This is a genomic window from Agrobacterium sp. SORGH_AS 787 (assembly GCF_030819035.1).
In the GTDB taxonomy this organism is placed as follows: domain Bacteria; phylum Pseudomonadota; class Alphaproteobacteria; order Rhizobiales; family Rhizobiaceae; genus Agrobacterium; species Agrobacterium larrymoorei_B.
Window position 1 is genome coordinate 2,610,765 of the sequence record NZ_JAUTBG010000002.1, and the last position, 15,034, is coordinate 2,625,798.

Sequence of the window (15,034 nt, forward strand, 5' to 3'; positions counted from 1 at the left end):
ATTTACACTAAAAAAAACGAATAAAAAGAAATTTGTTTCATCCCGCCAGAATTTCCACATGCTGTCGAAGTATGGGCAACACATCCTGATCGAACCATGGGTTCTTCCGCAACCAAGAGGTGTTACGCCAGCTGGGATGCGGCAAAGGCAGCACAGGAACTCCGATATTGCTCTGGAGATAGTTGCGCCAGTTTTGCACCGTTTCCGTCATGCTTTTCTTGCGTCGGTCGCCAAGATGGTAGGCTTGCGCATATTGACCGATCGCCAGCACAAGCTCGATCTGCGGCATGGCTGACATGACCTCATCGCGCCAGCGCGGTGCACATTCTTGCCGGGGCGGCAGGTCGCTTCCGCGCTCGTCGTATCCGGGAAAGCAAAAGCCCATCGGCACGATAGCAAACCGGTCCGGATCGTAAAACCTGTCCCGGTCGACATTCAGCCATGTCCGCAGGCGGTCGCCGGAGGCATCATTGAATGGCAGACCACTTTCATGCACACGCAGTCCAGGCGCCTGCCCGGCAATCAAAATTTTCGCTTTGGCCGAGATGATCGCGACCGGTCGGGGCTCATGCGGCAGCCGGTCGCCCTCGCCCTTCAGCGGCGCATCCCGGCAGATCCGACATCGCACGATACTGTCGCGCAACCTGTCGATCAAAGCCTTGCGGATATCATCCTGCTTCTGCACGGTCATACCCATGTCACCAGCCGAAGACATGGCGAAGCACCGTCAAAGGCCCTGCCCGCGGCGCATCGGTCTCCGCTGCCTTTTGCGCTCGTCGCCAGTCTTTGGGGTTTTCGAATGCTCCACTCCAGAGGCCAAGCTTCTCCTGCTTCGCTTGCTCCTCTTCCTTGGCGTAGAGAAAGTATTCCGTGGTCACCGCCAGACCTTCAGAGACGATGAGACTGCCCAAGTCCATGCCATTCACGGAACAGCGGACAAGGAAGCGTGAATATCGGTCCTTGCTACTCCCTGTACAGTCGATCTCGCCTGTCTCCAGAACCTCTCTCACGAAATTCTTGGCCGCTTGTCCACACGCCCAAATCCCATCCCCCGCGCCGCAATCCTGGCGAAGCTCAGGCGCATCGATGCCGATCAACCGATAACGGGAAGCACCCAGTGCAAGCGTATCTCCATCGATCGCGACGAAGCGGCCGGAGAACTGCCGATCATTGAGGCCATCGATCTTCGCCAAAATCAATGCCCCAAAAAAGATCAGCAAAAGCAGTATGATTCCGTCCTTTACCGGAGAAAATCTCCTGCCTGACTTTCGTCTCATATCCCAACAAACCCTTTGCAGAAATGGCAAACAAATCCTTTCGCGGCAGCATCTTCTTAAGACTTTACCGCTAACCTGAAAACATCCCGTATCGGTTTCGTTCAGTAGATGAGTAAGAGCGCCAGCAACATTGCCGACAAGAACATCGTCGATCGGTCTCGCACGCGGCGCAACAAAGCTGTGTTCGATGCCGTGAAGTCGACGCGTGAGCGGCTGCAATATGGCGGGGCTGGTACTGTGGCCTTCGAATGCGAAATGCTGCAGATGCATATCGTAGAGACGCTGCACGGGGCAACCATCATGCCCCTCTTCATTTTGCTGGCAACCGGTATCGGCATCTACATCACCCGCGATATCGAGATTGTCGGTTGGACCCTTTTGGCCTTGAGCGGCCACGCGCTCGCGCTGATCTTCGCGCGCAAGGCACAGAAGCAAACCATCACGCCCGCAAACGTCAACCGCTGGGTCAGCACCTTCCTTGCGGTACAGATCATCATCGGCCTAATCTGGGCGCTTTTCGCCGGCTACCCGATGGACGCCAAGGACGCGGCCTTGCCGATGTTCTATAAGGACGCCACTTTGCTGATTGCGCTCTCCATCACCGCCATGTCCAACTTCATGTTGCGGCGTGCGATCTTGATGACCTTCTTGCCCGTCCTGATGGCGCTTGGCATCAGTGCCGCCACCTCTCAGGATCCGATGGCGATCGGCCTTGCCCTGATGTTTTTCATGGCCATGCTGTTTTGCCATTACATCACCAGGCGTCTGCACAATTCCAGCATCAAGCTTCTGTCCTTCCAGTCGGAAAAGGACGACCTTATTGCCGAACTGGAAGTGGCAAAGTCCATGTCGGATGAGGCAAGGCGTCGGGCGGAGGAAGCCAACCTCGCAAAGTCCCGCTTTTTGGCATCCATGTCGCATGAGCTGCGCACACCGCTCAACGCCATCCTCGGCTTCTCCGAGGTCATGGCATCGGAAATTCTCGGGCCGCTCAACAACCCGCTCTACAAAGAGTACTCGGGTGATATCCACCGCTCCGGCCAGCATTTGCTTGATTTGATCAACGAGATCCTCGATCTCTCCCGTATCGAGGCAGGCCGCTATGAGTTGCAGGAAGAGGCCGTCTCCCTGCTCGAAATTGCCGAAGACTGTGTCGGCATGATTCAGCTGCGTGCACGTGGAAAGAATATCCGCATCGTCCAGCAGTTCGAGCGCAGCCTGCCGAGCGTCTGGGCAGACGAAAAGGCGCTTCGCCAGGTCATCCTCAACCTGCTGTCCAACGCCGTCAAATTCACCCCTCAGGGCGGAGAAATTTCCATCAAGGCCGGATGGACGGCGCGCGGTGGTCAGTATGTCTCGATCAAGGACAACGGCCCTGGCATTCCCGAGGAGGAAATTCCCGTCGTGCTCTCAGCCTTTGGCCAGGGATCGATTGCTATCAAAAGTGCAGAACAGGGCACGGGTCTTGGGCTGCCCATCGTTCAGGCCATTCTCTCAAAACATGATGGTCATTTCGTGCTGAAATCGAAACTGCGCGAGGGAACGGAAACCATCGCGATCCTGCCAGCCAAGCGCATCCTGCAGACCGTTCCTGCCGTCGAAGACGTACAGGTGGTACAGCGCCGCAAACGGTCTTTCGCCTGATCGTTCAGACCGCGCCGACGCTGAACAACACCGTCGAAACCAGCGAGTAAAGAACAAAACCGCCATTGGCGAGCAGCAGACAGAACACTGCAAAGGATCCGAGATCCTTGGCGTTGCGCGCCGCACTGGAAAATTCGGGGGAAACGCGGTCGACGATCTCCTCGATCGCCGTATTCAACGCTTCCACGCAAAAGAGCAGAAGCATCAGCAGAATAAAGATGAAAGCATGCGCCGCCGGCGCCCCGATGCCGACCAGAAACACAAGCCCTGCCCCAAAGGCGATCGCCTCATGGCGAAACGCGGCTTCCTGCCAAAGGCGAGTGAGCCCCTGGAAGGAATAGCGCGTTGCGGCCAGCAGATGGCGAAAGCCGGTTTCCTTGCGGAAGACTGGCTCCGGCGAGGGCGTCTTAGGAAGGTTGTCCATCATCGCCTCAGTGCTGGACGCCAGTATCGACGCCTGCCTGCGCAAATGTCGCCATGCCGGAATGGCAGGCGGCGGCAGCCTTGACGATGCCGGCGGCAAGTGCCGCGCCCGTTCCCTCACCAAGACGCATACCAAGGGCCAGAAGTGGCGTCTTGCCGAGGCGCTCCACCGCTGCCATATGGCCCGGCTCACCGGAAACATGGCCGATCAGGCAGTGATCGAGAGCCGCAGGATTTGCGGCTTTGAGAAGAGCGGCAGCGGCAGTGGCCACATAGCCGTCGATCAGCACGGGAATCTTTTCCACGCGGGCAGCAAGGATCGCACCCGCCATGGCCGCAATTTCGCGTCCCGCCCAGTCTGCGCATAATTTCCAGAGGGTCGGAGAGATGATCCTTGTGGAATTCCACCGCAGCCTTCACGGCAGCGACCTTGCGCTCCATGAATTCACCCTGAGATCCCGTGCCGGGACCTGTCCACTCTTCAGCCGTGCCGCCATAGAGCACGAGATTGATGGCAGCAGCAATCGTCGTGTTACCGATGCCCATTTCCCCGATGCACAGAAGATCGGTGCCTCCGGCGATGGCTTCCATGCCAAAGGCCATGGTCGCAGCGCAATCACGCTCGGAGAGCGCTGCCTCGCAGGTGATGTCACCGGTCGGGTAATCGAGCGCGAGATCGAAAATTTTGAGACCAAGATCGTGGGTCACGCAGATCTGGTTGATCGCGGCTCCGCCTGCAGCGAAGTTTTCCACCATTTGCTGCGTCACGGACGACGGATAAGGCGTGACACCATGGCGTGTCACACCATGGTTGCCGGCAAAGATTGCCACAAGCGGTCGGTTGACGGCAGGCGCGCGTCCCGACCACGCGGCAAGCCACATGGCGATCTCTTCCAGACGTCCGAGCGAACCGGCAGGCTTGGTCAGCTGTGCATTGCGCTCCTTTGCGGCAACCAGTGCATGCGTATCAGGCCCCGGCAGGTCACGCAAAAGAACACGAAAATCGTCGAAAGGCAGGCCGCTCACGCTCATGGTATCGATCTTTCTCTCATGCCGGAGACTTGTGTTTTCCGGCAAATCGGTCTTTGTTGCGCCTCTCATAATCGGGGACGGGCAGAGGGACAACCTCTAAAGCATGTGGCGCAAACCAACGCAGCGGTTTTGCGGTGCCAGTATGCTCGTCAAAGGCGCGACATCAGTCGTTCGAATGGCGGAGAGCGGATTGGTCCTGAATGGTTTTCTGACGCGGGTGATGCACGCACTGAGCTTTCTGAGCCGCATACCCGTGCATGACACCTTCTTCCAAGGTCGCCAGGTGGACATGCTGGCTGCGACCCGTGTCTTCCCGGTCGCAGGGCTACTGATCGCCCTGCCATCCGCCATCCTTGTCGCCATCCTCCACCACGCGCATGCCGATCCGCTGCTGACGGCAGCACTGACTTTAGCGCTTGCCACCGCCATCACCGGCGCCTTGCATGAGGATGGGCTGGCGGATACCGCAGATGGTTTCGGTGGCGGCGCGGACAAGGAACACTCCCTCACCATCATGAAGGACAGCCGCATTGGCAGTTACGGCGCCATCGCGCTGATCCTCTCCTTTATGATAAGAGTTGCAGCCATTGCCACCCTGATCCGTGACGCGCAAGGGACGGCCATTGCCGCCTCTTTGATCGCTGTGGCAAGCTTCAGCCGTGCCATGATGGTCTGGCACTGGCATGGCCTTCCCCCTGCCCGGCAAGCCGGTGTCGCCGCATCCATTGGCCAGCCGGGATCAACCGATCGAAACCACGCGCTCGCCTACGGCATCGGCATGTCCGGCCTGATGCTGTGGTCATCCTACACAATCATCGCAGCAACAATCGCCATCGCCGCTTCGTTCGCAGCCGCCTATCTCTTCAAACACCTGTGCCTCCGCAAGATCGAGGGGCATACGGGCGACACGATTGGCGCGACACAGCAAATCACCGAGATCGTGATGCTTGTCGCTCTTGCTCTCCTCGTCTGAAGAACAGATATGAAGACGATGGAAACACCTTGCATTCAGGTCTGCCAACTCAATCCGGAAGGTCTTTGCACCGGTTGCTACCGGACAATCGCTGAAATCACCGGCTGGAGCGGCTTTACGGCCGCCGAAAGGCACAGGATCATGGGTGAACTGCCCAGACGCAAGACGGCAATGGTGACAGGAATGGAGAGCGCACGCGCATGAACAGGCTGACTCTGGTTCTTCTCATCCTCGGCATCGGCCTGGCACTTCTTCTCATCAACAACAGCAGCGGACACACGTTCGGCATCGACAATGATCGCTTCGCCAGCGCGCTCTATCTGATGCCGATTGCTGTCCTTCTATCGGCGGGCATTCTGGCAGGCAGTCGCGGCAACCTGCCGACGGTCCTGCGGCAACTGGCCATCTGGCTTGTCATCATCCTAGGGCTTGCCGCTGGCTATCTTTACCGGGCAGACCTGCAGCGGTTCGGTGATCGGCTGCTGGCAGGCCTCATTCCCGGTCGCGCCGTGGTAACGACCACGTCCGATGGTGTTCAGGAAGTCATCCTCAGCAAATCCATGGGCGGTCATTTCGAGGCCGATGCCACGATCAACGGCGTTTCTGTCCATATGCTTGTCGATACCGGCGCAAGCTCCGTCGTCCTCTCCAATGCCGATGCCGAGGCAATCGGCATCAACCCGGACAACCTGAACTACACCGTCTCGGTGATGACCGCCAATGGACGGACATCGGCAGCCCCCGTTAATCTATCGGAGATCGCGGTCGGTCCAATTGTTCGGCGCAACATCCCTGCCCTCGTCGCGCAGAAGGGTCAACTGGATCAAAGCCTGCTTGGCATGACCTTCCTCTCGACGCTTGGATCGCTGCAAATGCAGACAGACCAGCTGACGCTCCGAGATCGATAAGACCGGTCAGTTACGAAGCTTGTAACCCGTCTTGAACATCCAGCTGATCACCGCAAGGCACACAGCGAGGAACCCCGCGATCATGACGATGCTGATCAGTGGATTGACGTCGGCGATCTCGTAGAAGCTCCAGCGGAAACCGCTGATCAGATAGAGCACAGGGTTGAAGTGGCTAACCGTCTGCCAGAAGGGCGGCAGCATGTTGATCGAATAGAAGCTGCCACCAAGAAAGGTCAAGGGCGGAACGACCAGCATCGGAATGAGGTTGAGCTGCTCGAAATTCGACGCCCACATGCCGATGATGAAACCGAACAGGCTGAAACTGACTGCCGTCAGCACGAAGAACAGCACCATCATGAAGGGATGGGCAATCGAGATATCGACGAAGAAAGACGCCGTAATCAGGATGATCGTACCGATCATCAGACCCTTAGTCGCCGCAGCCCCGACATAGCCTGCCAATATCTCCGTCATCGAGATCGGTGCTGAGAGAATTTCATAGACGGTGCCGGTGAATTTCGGGAAATAAATGCCGAAGGAGCCGTTGCTGACGCACTGCGTCAACAGCGTCAACATGATGAGGCCCGGCGTAATGAAAGCGCCGTAGGAAACGCCCTCGACCTCTTGGATGCGCGAGCCGATCGCGGTGCCGAAAACGATAAAGTAGAGCGATGTCGAGATAACCGGCGAAATCACGCTTTGCAAAAGCGTACGACGCGTGCGCGCCATTTCGAACAGGTAGATGGACTTGATGGCTTCGAAATTCATTTTTGTCCTCCCACCAATGCAACGAAAATATCCTCGAGCGAGCTTTGCCGCGTCGAAATATCCTTGAAATGAATGCCCTGCTCGCCAAGTGCCGAGAGGAGCTCTGCGATGCGCCCCTGTTCGCCATTGCCGTCATACTCATAGGTCAGGCAGGTTCCGTCTTCCGAAAGTTGCAGACGGAAGGGCGACAGGCTGTCCGGCAGCGTGCTGACCGGCGTCGTCAGTTCCAACGAAAGCTGCTTGCGCCCGAGCTTGCGCATCAGCGCTGTCTTCTCTTCGACCAACAGGAGTTCGCCGCCATTGATCACCCCAACACGATCGGCGATTTCCTCTGCTTCCTCGATATAGTGGGTCGTCAGAATGATGGTCACGCCAGCCGCTCTAAGCTCTTCCACCACTTTCCACATGTCACGCCGAAGCGCCACGTCGACGCCAGCCGTCGGCTCGTCGAGAAATAGAACCTTCGGCTCATGCGCCAGCGCCTTGGCAATCAGCACGCGCCGCTTCATGCCGCCGGAGAGCTCGCGCAGCATGTTATCCTTCTTGTTCCAGAGGGACAGGGATTTCAAAACGCGTTCGATGAGCTGCGGATCTTTTCGATAACCATGCAATCCGCGGGAAAACGAGACCGTGTTCCACACCGTCTCGAACTGGTCGGTCGTCAGCTCCTGCGGCACGAGCCCGATCAAGGCGCGTGTCTTGCGAAAATCCTTGACGACATCACTGCCGCCGACAAGCACACTGCCCTCTCCCGGGTTGACGAGGCCGCATATGATCGAAATCAGCGTGGTCTTGCCAGCACCGTTTGGCCCCAGAAGCGCGAGGATCTCGCCCTCGTAGATGTCGAGCGTAACACCTTTCAGAGCTTGAAAGCCGTTGGCGTAGGATTTCGTCAAATTGCGGATGGAAACGATAGGTTTACGGGAGGGCGTCATGAATGAACTTTCGGCACGATCTTGAACTGCTCATATAAAGCATTTCGAGGAAAAGTGTTCTCCGTTTTGTGTCCGGAAATGCGTCAGAACAAAAAATCGGTTCGTGAAAGCGAAAACAAGATCCCCTGTTGCAGTTCCGTAGACGTCATCAGCTGCATCTCTTGTCGTCTGTGTCATGAAGTTGTGATGCTCATGTCGTAACCATGGCCATGGCGCGTTGTTGTAGTCACCACAATACGCCCGCCCGGTTTTCAGCACCGATCGACATTTTGCGACATATGGCAGTCATACTGAAAAGTATTATTTTGGGCAGAGGCTACCCCCGCACTCTGCCCTGTTTTTTTGTAGGGACACGGTGGTTACGGCGGCTAGTCGGGAGAGCAACTCCCGTCAATCGCAGTGGCGATAACCGGACTTGCGCGTGCGCAGATCGAAGTGAAAATGGTTCCAGTGGTTGGGGTCGCTACCCGGTCCGAGTACGGTGGAGAAATATTTGCAGCTGTCCGAGCGCACTGCCTTCAGCAGCCCTTTCTCACGAAATGCAAAGAAGCTCTTTGTGCGAACGTCGATTTCCTTACCGTTCTTCAAGGTAATCGTTCCAATGTCGATGGCATTGCCACGGGCATGCTCAGACCAGGGGTTGCTCGCCCTGGAATTCATCTTGCGGCAGGAGTAGCCACCCATCGGCGTGATGCGGCCAACGCCGGAGAAATAACGGAAGCGAGACGACGGTACGAGCTCGAACTTGACCCATTTGGCAAAGGCGAGCGTCACCTGGCAATTGAGCTTCACCGCCGGGCGGATCGCAACACCGCTATCGAGACCGCTGAGCTCGATCGGGTAATCGATACCGCATGTCGGACCATCGGCAATGCGCGCCACATCGCGGAAGGCGACACCCAGTCTGCGAAGCTCGGTGCGGCAGGCCACTTCAGAAGGCGGCATCATGCCGGGTGGTTGTGACATACGGCGCTCCTGCGCCGGATTGTCCGGCATCAGCATTGCGGCCTCTTCGACGGGAGGAGCCTGCCTTTGACCAGCGGATGGCGGCGGAATGAGGCGGGACTGGTTGGCCAGCTGACGCGGCGCCCGTTGCTGCGGATAGGCGGCGCTGTCGGGAGTGGAAACTTGCATATCCTCCTCTTCGGCAAGGCTACGCCCCGGCGCGACACCAAGTCCAGCGTCCATATTCACGCCCTGCTCACCCTCGGCCATCTGTGACGGCACGTGGGTTGACTGCGGCTGAACGGGCGCAAGGCGGCTCGCCTGCGCATCAAGCGTCGAGTAGCCCTGGCCTCCAGAGTTCAGCAGCGGATCCCGTGAGGCCTGCGCCTCGGGCATTGGCTGCGAATAGTCGTTGAAGGGTGCATTCTGGCTGACGGGTGCAGGCGGCGCGCTGTAATTCTGCCGGCTGGAGGAGCGAATGGAGCTGACCCGTGTTGCGCCATCGACGTCAGCGGGGGGCACGAGCCCCTCCGCTGAGCACGATACGATCACCGCCGACATTGTCATCAACGTCGCAAGACGACGCGGAAGGGAAACATACGCCATACTAGAACCTGTACCTTCAGCGACCGCGACACGCGGCGATCAGGCCAAATTCTAAAGAAATCTGGTAAACGAACCCTTTTTGCTAAAGCAAAGAAAGTGACCGGCAAAGGCTTGTATGACCTGAAATGAGACAGCGTCCTTGCAGCTGCCCAAAACGTCGGAGCTTTCGTCCCGTTGGAGAGAACGAAAAAAGGGCGCCGCAAGCGACGCCCCTTATCGGTGTGAAAGCGAAACTCAGGCTGCCCGCGACATGGAGCCTCCAGCAGAAAAACTTCCAAGCTGAAACCGCGCCAGGAGCGAATGAAGCTTGCGGCTCTCATCTGCAAGCGTTTCGCTCGCGGCTGTGGTTTCTTCCACCATTGCAGCATTCTGCTGCGTCATCTGGTCCATGTGGTTGACGGAGGTGTTGATCTCCTGCAACCCCGTCGCCTGCTCGCGCGCAGCCGTGGCAATCGAGTTCACGTGACCATCGACCCGATTGACCAGCGCCACGATCTCCTCCAGCGCCTCGCCGGTAGACCGAACGAGCGTTACACCCCCAGTGACCTGTTCCGCCGAGCTGTTGATCAGCGTCTTGATTTCCTTTGCAGCATTGGCAGAGCGCTGTGCGAGTTCGCGAACCTCCTGCGCCACGACTGCAAAGCCGCGACCCGCCTCGCCCGCGCGCGCGGCTTCCACACCCGCGTTCAAGGCGAGCAGGTTGGTCTGGAAAGCAATCTCATCGATAACGACGATGATCTGACCGATCTTGCGCGACGACTCCTCGATCCGGTTCATGGCCTCCACGGCGTTGCGGACGATATCGCCCGAGCGACCTGCACTTTGCTTCGTCTCCGTCACCATCTGCCGCGCCTCGTTTGCGCGCTCCGAGGCAGTGCGAACCGTCGCCGTAATCTCATCGAGCGCGGCTGCGGTCTCTTCCAGCGCCGCTGCCTGCTGTTCGGTACGGCGGGAAAGATTACCCGTCGCCTCGCTGATATCGGAGGCGCTGGCATTGACCACATCGCTGCTACGCGAGATCGTGGCTATCACGTCCCGAAGGGCGCCGACGGCGCTGTTGAAGTCGGCGCGCAGCTTGTCATATTCCGCGCCCACCTGCCCCACTTGAACGGTGAGATCGCCGCGCGCGAGATTTTCCATGGCATGGCCCAGAGAGGCTATAGCATGCGCCTGACGCTCGGAGGCAGAGCGAAGCACATCCTCGCTTTCACGACGGGTGTTTTCGAGCGTTCGCTGCTGCTCGGCTTCACGGCGCTGCAACTGGCTGCGCTCATTCACGGAGTTACGAAGAACAAGCAGCGTCTTGGCCATGGCGCCGATCTCGTTGCGACGCTCGACAAACGGCACCTCCGCCTCGGCATTTCCGTCCGCAATATGGGACATACTCGTCTTCAACCGGCCTATAGGACCTGTAACACTGCGCACCACAGCCGTAGCGACTCCCAAAACAACGAGAGCGCTGATCAGACAGATGCCGAGATAGAGTGTTGCCTCGCGCCAGAACATGGCGTTCAGATCATCAACATAAACGCCCGTGCCGACAATCCAACCCCAGGGCGCGAAACCTTCGACATAAGAGAATTTGCCCACAGGATCGGGCGCGCCGGGCTTCGGCCATTGATAATCGACAAAGCCCTTCCCGCTCGCCTTCACGGTATTCACGAACTCGACAAAGAGGAACTTGCCGTTCGGGTCCTTGTTGTTCGTCAAATCGGCACCGTTCAACTCCGGCTTGACCGGGTGCATAACCATTTTCGGACCCATGTCATTGATCCAGAAGTAGCCATTGCCATTGTCGTAACGCATGGCGGCAAGAGAAGCTTTCGCCTGTTGCTGGGCGGCCTCGCGGGTCAGCGTCCCGCTCTGCTCCAGGCGGTAATATTGGTCTAGAATGCCCACGGCAGAATGTGTTAGCGCTTCCAGCCCAGCCTTCCGCTCACGCTCCATCCCGTCATAACCACCGAAGAGACTTGATGTCAGAGCGGCAGTCAGTATCCCCAGAAACAAGGCGACGAGCGCATAAAGCCTCGCGGAAGTGGTTAGATGTTTCATATGTAAACTCCCCCTGATTGTGATCATTTATTGTGATATTTAAAAATTGAAAAACTATAAATTGCACGCGACGGCAGGCGTAACTGCAATTTTGGAGGTAATCACTCAGAAAATGCACTAGAAACAACAGCGCAATGAGATGATATTTAAGTAGCGATGTTAGATTGTCATGTTTTGCAGTAAAAATTTTCAGATACAAAACGCATCGAGTAATCGCGAATTAATAAATCGAAATCATGATCTTTGCGCAGAATAAAATCACGAGATCGATATGCCCAAGCCAAATTTCCGCTACACCCATTACGATCTCAAGGAGATTCGCTCAGGTACGATTATTGAAGTATCTCTGAACGCGGTCGCAAATGTTCGACTGATGACGGCAGGGAATTTTCAAAGATTCACAGAACTCTTGGATTTCAAATATGTCGGCGGCGTTGCACGCAAGTCACCGGTGCGTATGGCAATTCCGGAGTCAGGAAATTGGCATGTCATTGTCGATGCTGAAGGCCACAATGGCTTGGCGGGGTCGTCTGTGAAGTTGCTGCCGGCAAATCCAGCCCCCGCCCAGCGCAAGAGCGCCTGATCAACCCTCAGCAAAATCCAGAAGCGAAGCGCAGACAGCCGGTCCGAAAGCTTGTCTGGCGCTTCAGCGAGGGTTGCGTTCCCGTCTCAGCTTCGACCACCAATCCAGGCGCTTTCGAATGTCGCGCTCGAAACCCCGGTCGGGCGGATCGTAGAAGGTGGTGCGCCCCATCTTTTCGGGAAAGTAATCCTGGCCTGAGAAGGCATCCGGCTCGTCGTGATCATAGCGATAGCCATCGCCATAACCCTCGCCCTTCATCAGTTTGGTCGGCGCATTGAGAATATGCTTGGGTGGCAGGAGCGAGCCGTTCTCCTTGGCCGCCCGCATCGCGCTCTTGTAGGCCGTGTAGACCGCGTTGGATTTGGGTGCCGTCGCCAGATAGACGCAGGCCTGCGCTAGCGCCAGTTCGCCTTCGGGTGAGCCGAGATAATCATAGGCATCTTTCGCCGCATTGCAGATAACCAGCGCCTGCGGGTCGGCAAGCCCAATATCCTCAACTGCCATGCGCACGAGACGCCTGCCGAGATAAAGCGGATCTTCACCGGCATCGAGCATCCGCGCTAGATAATAGAGTGCCGCATCAGGATCGGAGCCACGCACCGACTTATGCAGCGCCGAGATCAGATTGTAATGGCCGTCCTGGCTCTTGTCATAGACCGGAGCACGGCGCTGGACGATGCGGGTCAGCCCTTCGGTATCGAACACCTCGCCTTCGCGCGCAGCACGCCAGACTTCTTCAGCAAGCGTCAGAACGGCGCGACCGTCACCATCCGCCATCCGCAGGAGGGCGAGCCGCGCGTCCTCATCGAGCGGTAGCGGCTTGGCTTCCGCCTCCTCGGCGCGCTTCAGAAGTTCCAGCAGACTCTCTTCGTCATGCGGCTTGAAGGTCAGAACACGGGCGCGAGACAGCAAAGCTGCATTCAGTTCAAAGGACGGGTTCTCCGTCGTCGCGCCTACCAGAATGATGGTTCCATCTTCCATCACCGGTAGGAAACTGTCCTGTTGAGCCCGGTTGAAGCGATGGATTTCGTCGACGAAGAGCAGCGTTTGCCGTCCGTTCATCCGCCGTGTGCGCGCAGCTTCGAAGACCTTTTTCAGGTCGGCCACCCCGGAGAAAATTGCGGAAATCTGCTCGAAGGCCAGACCGGCCTCCCCTGAGAGCAGCCGAGCAACCGTCGTCTTGCCGGTGCCGGGCGGTCCCCAGAAAATCATCGAGCCAAGCGAACCGCTCTCGATCATGCGGCGCAATACGCCCTCTTCGCCCGTCAGATGCGGCTGGCCTGTGACCTGGGCGATTGTCGTCGGACGCAGCCTGTCTGCCAGAGGCCGCCGGTTGGCGACCTCCGCTGGAATCTGAGGTGCGAAGAGGTCTCCACTCATCGCAGGAACTGCCGCAGGCGCTGACCATCGCGAATGATTTCCAGACGCCAGAAGCCCGGATCGTCATGCAACGCTTCCTGCATCTGCGCGCTTGAGGTAATATCGGCACCGTTCAACGAGACGATGATATCCTTCGGCTGGAAGCCAACGCGCGAAGCGGGCGAACCGCGAGCCACATCGACGATCACGACACCGGAGGGTGTTCCGACCATACGCAGTTCATCGGCGAGCTTGGGCGAAAGATTGGCAACCGTGGCCCCGGCAAAAGGATTGCGGCCCTCCAGCAGTCGCTCGTCACGCGGTGCGGTTTCAGGCGCGGTATCCAATGCGATAGTGACGGTTTTTTCCTTACCCTTGTCGATCAGCGCGATCTTGGCGGATTTGCCGATACCTGCCGTCGTCAGGCGATAACCCAGCGCATCCGGATGCTCCACCTCGATGCCGTTCACCGCAGTGACCACCTGGCCAGGCTCGATGCCGGCTTTCTCCGCAGGGCCACCTTTTACAACGCTGACGACGAGTGCGCCACGAGCACGCTTCAACCCAAGCGCTTCCGCGACTTCAGAGGTGACAGGATCGAATGTTGCGCCAACATAGGGACGCTGGAAGCTCTTATCGCCCTTCTCAGCCGCAGCCAGGAAGACCTTGACCAGGTTCGCAGGGATGGCAAAGCCGATCCCGTTCGAGCCACCGCCGCGCGAGAAGATCGCCGTATTGATGCCGATCAGCTCGCCGTTCATATTCATCAGCGCACCACCGGAGTTGCCGGGGTTGATCGAGGCGTCCGTCTGGATGAAGAAGCCGAAATCACCCTGTGTCACCTGATTGCGCGCCAAGGCAGAAACGATACCGCTCGTGACGGTCTGACCGACACCGAAGGGATTGCCGATGGCGAGCACCAGATCGCCGACTTCCGTCGCATCCGAATTGCCGAGCGGCAGCACGGGGAACTGTTCCTTGGCATCGATCTTCAACACCGCAAGATCGACACGGTCATCCTTCAACAAAACCTTGGAAGAGAACTCGCGACCATCGGCGAGCGCCACCTTTATATCGTCGGCACCTTCGATGACGTGATTGTTGGTCACCACCAGACCACTTGCCGAAACGATGACGCCGGAGCCGAGCGAAGACTGCTTCTCCGTGCGGTTCGGCAGCTGCTGGCCAAAGAACTGCTCGAAAAAGGGATCGCCTGCAAAGGGCGAGGCGCGGCGCTGGACGATGCGCTCAGCATAAACATTCACCACGGCACCGGAGGTGCGCTTGACCAAGGGGGCGAATGACAGTTGCATTTCCGTCCGGCTGGCCGGCACCGCCTTGGCGTCCTGCGCCTGTGCGCCCAAAGGCGCGAGAAGCAACGCCGCCAGAAAGCCGTTGGCCATGAATTTCAACACGCGCTGCATGTGATTCCTCATCTTCATCAATAGGATGCAGTTATAGCGTCTCAGCCTATAAATCAAAGGGCGGCAATATCATGGCGCACCGCTTCACGCGCAAAGCACTTTACT

Annotated in this window: 14 protein-coding genes and 1 pseudogene; 5 read left to right on the top strand and 10 right to left on the bottom strand. The window is 57.8% G+C overall.

Translation table 11 applies throughout. The annotated features are described in order from the left end of the window. Positions 1–37 precede the first annotated feature (37 nt). Together QE435_RS21875 and QE435_RS21880 are read right to left on the bottom strand one after the other, a co-directional pair. Complete coding sequence (locus tag QE435_RS21875) at positions 38–691, bottom strand: uracil-DNA glycosylase family protein (protein WP_349042930.1); 654 nt, start codon at positions 689–691, stop codon at positions 38–40. 7 nt (positions 692–698) lie between these two features. Further along, complete coding sequence (locus tag QE435_RS21880) at positions 699–1,193, bottom strand: thermonuclease family protein (protein ID WP_349042648.1); 495 nt, start codon at positions 1,191–1,193, stop codon at positions 699–701. 192 nt (positions 1,194–1,385) lie between these two features. Here QE435_RS21880 and QE435_RS21885 point away from each other — a divergent pair, with 192 nt between their 5' ends. Then, on the top strand, positions 1,386–2,921 hold the full coding sequence (locus QE435_RS21885) for a HAMP domain-containing sensor histidine kinase (protein ID WP_349042649.1): 1,536 nt from the start codon (positions 1,386–1,388) through the stop codon (positions 2,919–2,921). 4 nt (positions 2,922–2,925) lie between these two features. On the opposite strand, the gene QE435_RS21890 is transcribed toward QE435_RS21885, so the two are convergent. Both QE435_RS21890 and cobT read right to left on the bottom strand, forming a co-directional pair. Further along, the gene (locus tag QE435_RS21890; RefSeq protein ID WP_349042650.1) at positions 2,926–3,345 is read right to left on the bottom strand and encodes a diacylglycerol kinase; all 420 of its coding nucleotides are present in this window, start codon (positions 3,343–3,345) and stop codon (positions 2,926–2,928) included. Positions 3,346–3,352: 7 nt separating this feature from the next. Next, positions 3,353–4,376, bottom strand: a pseudogene (gene cobT, locus QE435_RS21895) (nicotinate-nucleotide--dimethylbenzimidazole phosphoribosyltransferase). A 220-nt stretch (positions 4,377–4,596) separates the two neighbouring features. On the opposite strand from cobT, the gene cobS reads away from it, so the two are divergent. The 3 genes from cobS to QE435_RS21910 are packed head-to-tail and all read left to right on the top strand — an operon-like array spanning position 4,597 to position 6,257. Then, entirely contained in the window at positions 4,597–5,349 is a 753-nt protein-coding gene (cobS, locus tag QE435_RS21900) for an adenosylcobinamide-GDP ribazoletransferase (protein WP_349042931.1), read from the top strand. Positions 5,350–5,358: 9 nt separating this feature from the next. Then, the gene (locus QE435_RS21905) at positions 5,359–5,553 is read left to right on the top strand and encodes a DUF1289 domain-containing protein (protein ID WP_349042651.1); all 195 of its coding nucleotides are present in this window, start codon (positions 5,359–5,361) and stop codon (positions 5,551–5,553) included. Further along, a complete protein-coding gene (locus tag QE435_RS21910; protein WP_309771189.1) occupies positions 5,550–6,257 on the top strand; it encodes a TIGR02281 family clan AA aspartic protease in 708 nt (235 codons plus the stop codon). Before QE435_RS21905 ends, QE435_RS21910 begins: the two co-directional genes overlap by 4 nt. 6 nt (positions 6,258–6,263) lie before the next feature. Here the strand turns inward: QE435_RS21910 and QE435_RS21915 are convergent, their stop codons facing one another. From QE435_RS21915 to QE435_RS21930, 4 genes are all read right to left on the bottom strand, one after another. Then, on the bottom strand, positions 6,264–7,025 hold the full coding sequence (locus QE435_RS21915; RefSeq protein WP_309771190.1) for an ABC transporter permease: 762 nt from the start codon (positions 7,023–7,025) through the stop codon (positions 6,264–6,266). Then, positions 7,022–7,960, bottom strand: a complete 939-nt coding sequence (locus QE435_RS21920) for an ABC transporter ATP-binding protein (protein WP_309771191.1) — start codon at positions 7,958–7,960, stop codon at positions 7,022–7,024. The genes QE435_RS21915 and QE435_RS21920 overlap by 4 nt, the downstream gene beginning before the upstream one ends. A gap of 390 nt (positions 7,961–8,350) precedes the next feature. After that, on the bottom strand, positions 8,351–9,511 hold the full coding sequence (locus QE435_RS21925; protein ID WP_349042652.1) for an extensin family protein: 1,161 nt from the start codon (positions 9,509–9,511) through the stop codon (positions 8,351–8,353). Positions 9,512–9,745: 234 nt separating this feature from the next. After that, the gene (locus QE435_RS21930; RefSeq protein WP_309771193.1) at positions 9,746–11,563 is read right to left on the bottom strand and encodes a methyl-accepting chemotaxis protein; all 1,818 of its coding nucleotides are present in this window, start codon (positions 11,561–11,563) and stop codon (positions 9,746–9,748) included. 271 nt (positions 11,564–11,834) lie between these two features. Between QE435_RS21930 and QE435_RS21935 the strand changes: the two genes are divergently transcribed. Next, positions 11,835–12,146 (top strand): DUF1883 domain-containing protein, encoded by a 312-nt coding sequence (locus tag QE435_RS21935; protein WP_349042653.1) that lies wholly within the window; start codon positions 11,835–11,837, stop codon positions 12,144–12,146. 63 nt (positions 12,147–12,209) lie between these two features. On the opposite strand, the gene QE435_RS21940 is transcribed toward QE435_RS21935, so the two are convergent. Continuing rightward, entirely contained in the window at positions 12,210–13,526 is a 1,317-nt protein-coding gene (locus tag QE435_RS21940) for a replication-associated recombination protein A (RefSeq protein WP_349042654.1), read from the bottom strand. Beyond that, on the bottom strand, positions 13,523–14,929 hold the full coding sequence (locus QE435_RS21945) for a DegQ family serine endoprotease (RefSeq protein WP_306933201.1): 1,407 nt from the start codon (positions 14,927–14,929) through the stop codon (positions 13,523–13,525). The genes QE435_RS21940 and QE435_RS21945 overlap by 4 nt, the downstream gene beginning before the upstream one ends. Positions 14,930–15,034 lie beyond the last annotated feature (105 nt).

Coding starts and splice junctions, on each gene's coding strand:
- QE435_RS21910 (WP_309771189.1), top strand. CDS start 5,550: ATGAACAGGCTGACTCTGGTTCTTCTCATCCTCGGCATCGGCCTGGCA.
- QE435_RS21885 (WP_349042649.1), top strand. CDS start 1,386: ATGAGTAAGAGCGCCAGCAACATTGCCGACAAGAACATCGTCGATCGG.
- QE435_RS21905 (WP_349042651.1), top strand. CDS start 5,359: ATGAAGACGATGGAAACACCTTGCATTCAGGTCTGCCAACTCAATCCG.
- QE435_RS21875 (WP_349042930.1), bottom strand. CDS start 691: ATGACCGTGCAGAAGCAGGATGATATCCGCAAGGCTTTGATCGACAGG.
- cobS (WP_349042931.1), top strand. CDS start 4,597: ATGCACGCACTGAGCTTTCTGAGCCGCATACCCGTGCATGACACCTTC.
- QE435_RS21930 (WP_309771193.1), bottom strand. CDS start 11,563: ATGAAACATCTAACCACTTCCGCGAGGCTTTATGCGCTCGTCGCCTTG.
- QE435_RS21920 (WP_309771191.1), bottom strand. CDS start 7,960: ATGACGCCCTCCCGTAAACCTATCGTTTCCATCCGCAATTTGACGAAA.
- QE435_RS21890 (WP_349042650.1), bottom strand. CDS start 3,345: ATGGACAACCTTCCTAAGACGCCCTCGCCGGAGCCAGTCTTCCGCAAG.
- QE435_RS21915 (WP_309771190.1), bottom strand. CDS start 7,025: ATGAATTTCGAAGCCATCAAGTCCATCTACCTGTTCGAAATGGCGCGC.
- QE435_RS21935 (WP_349042653.1), top strand. CDS start 11,835: ATGCCCAAGCCAAATTTCCGCTACACCCATTACGATCTCAAGGAGATT.
- QE435_RS21925 (WP_349042652.1), bottom strand. CDS start 9,511: ATGGCGTATGTTTCCCTTCCGCGTCGTCTTGCGACGTTGATGACAATG.
- QE435_RS21940 (WP_349042654.1), bottom strand. CDS start 13,526: ATGAGTGGAGACCTCTTCGCACCTCAGATTCCAGCGGAGGTCGCCAAC.
- QE435_RS21945 (WP_306933201.1), bottom strand. CDS start 14,929: ATGCAGCGCGTGTTGAAATTCATGGCCAACGGCTTTCTGGCGGCGTTG.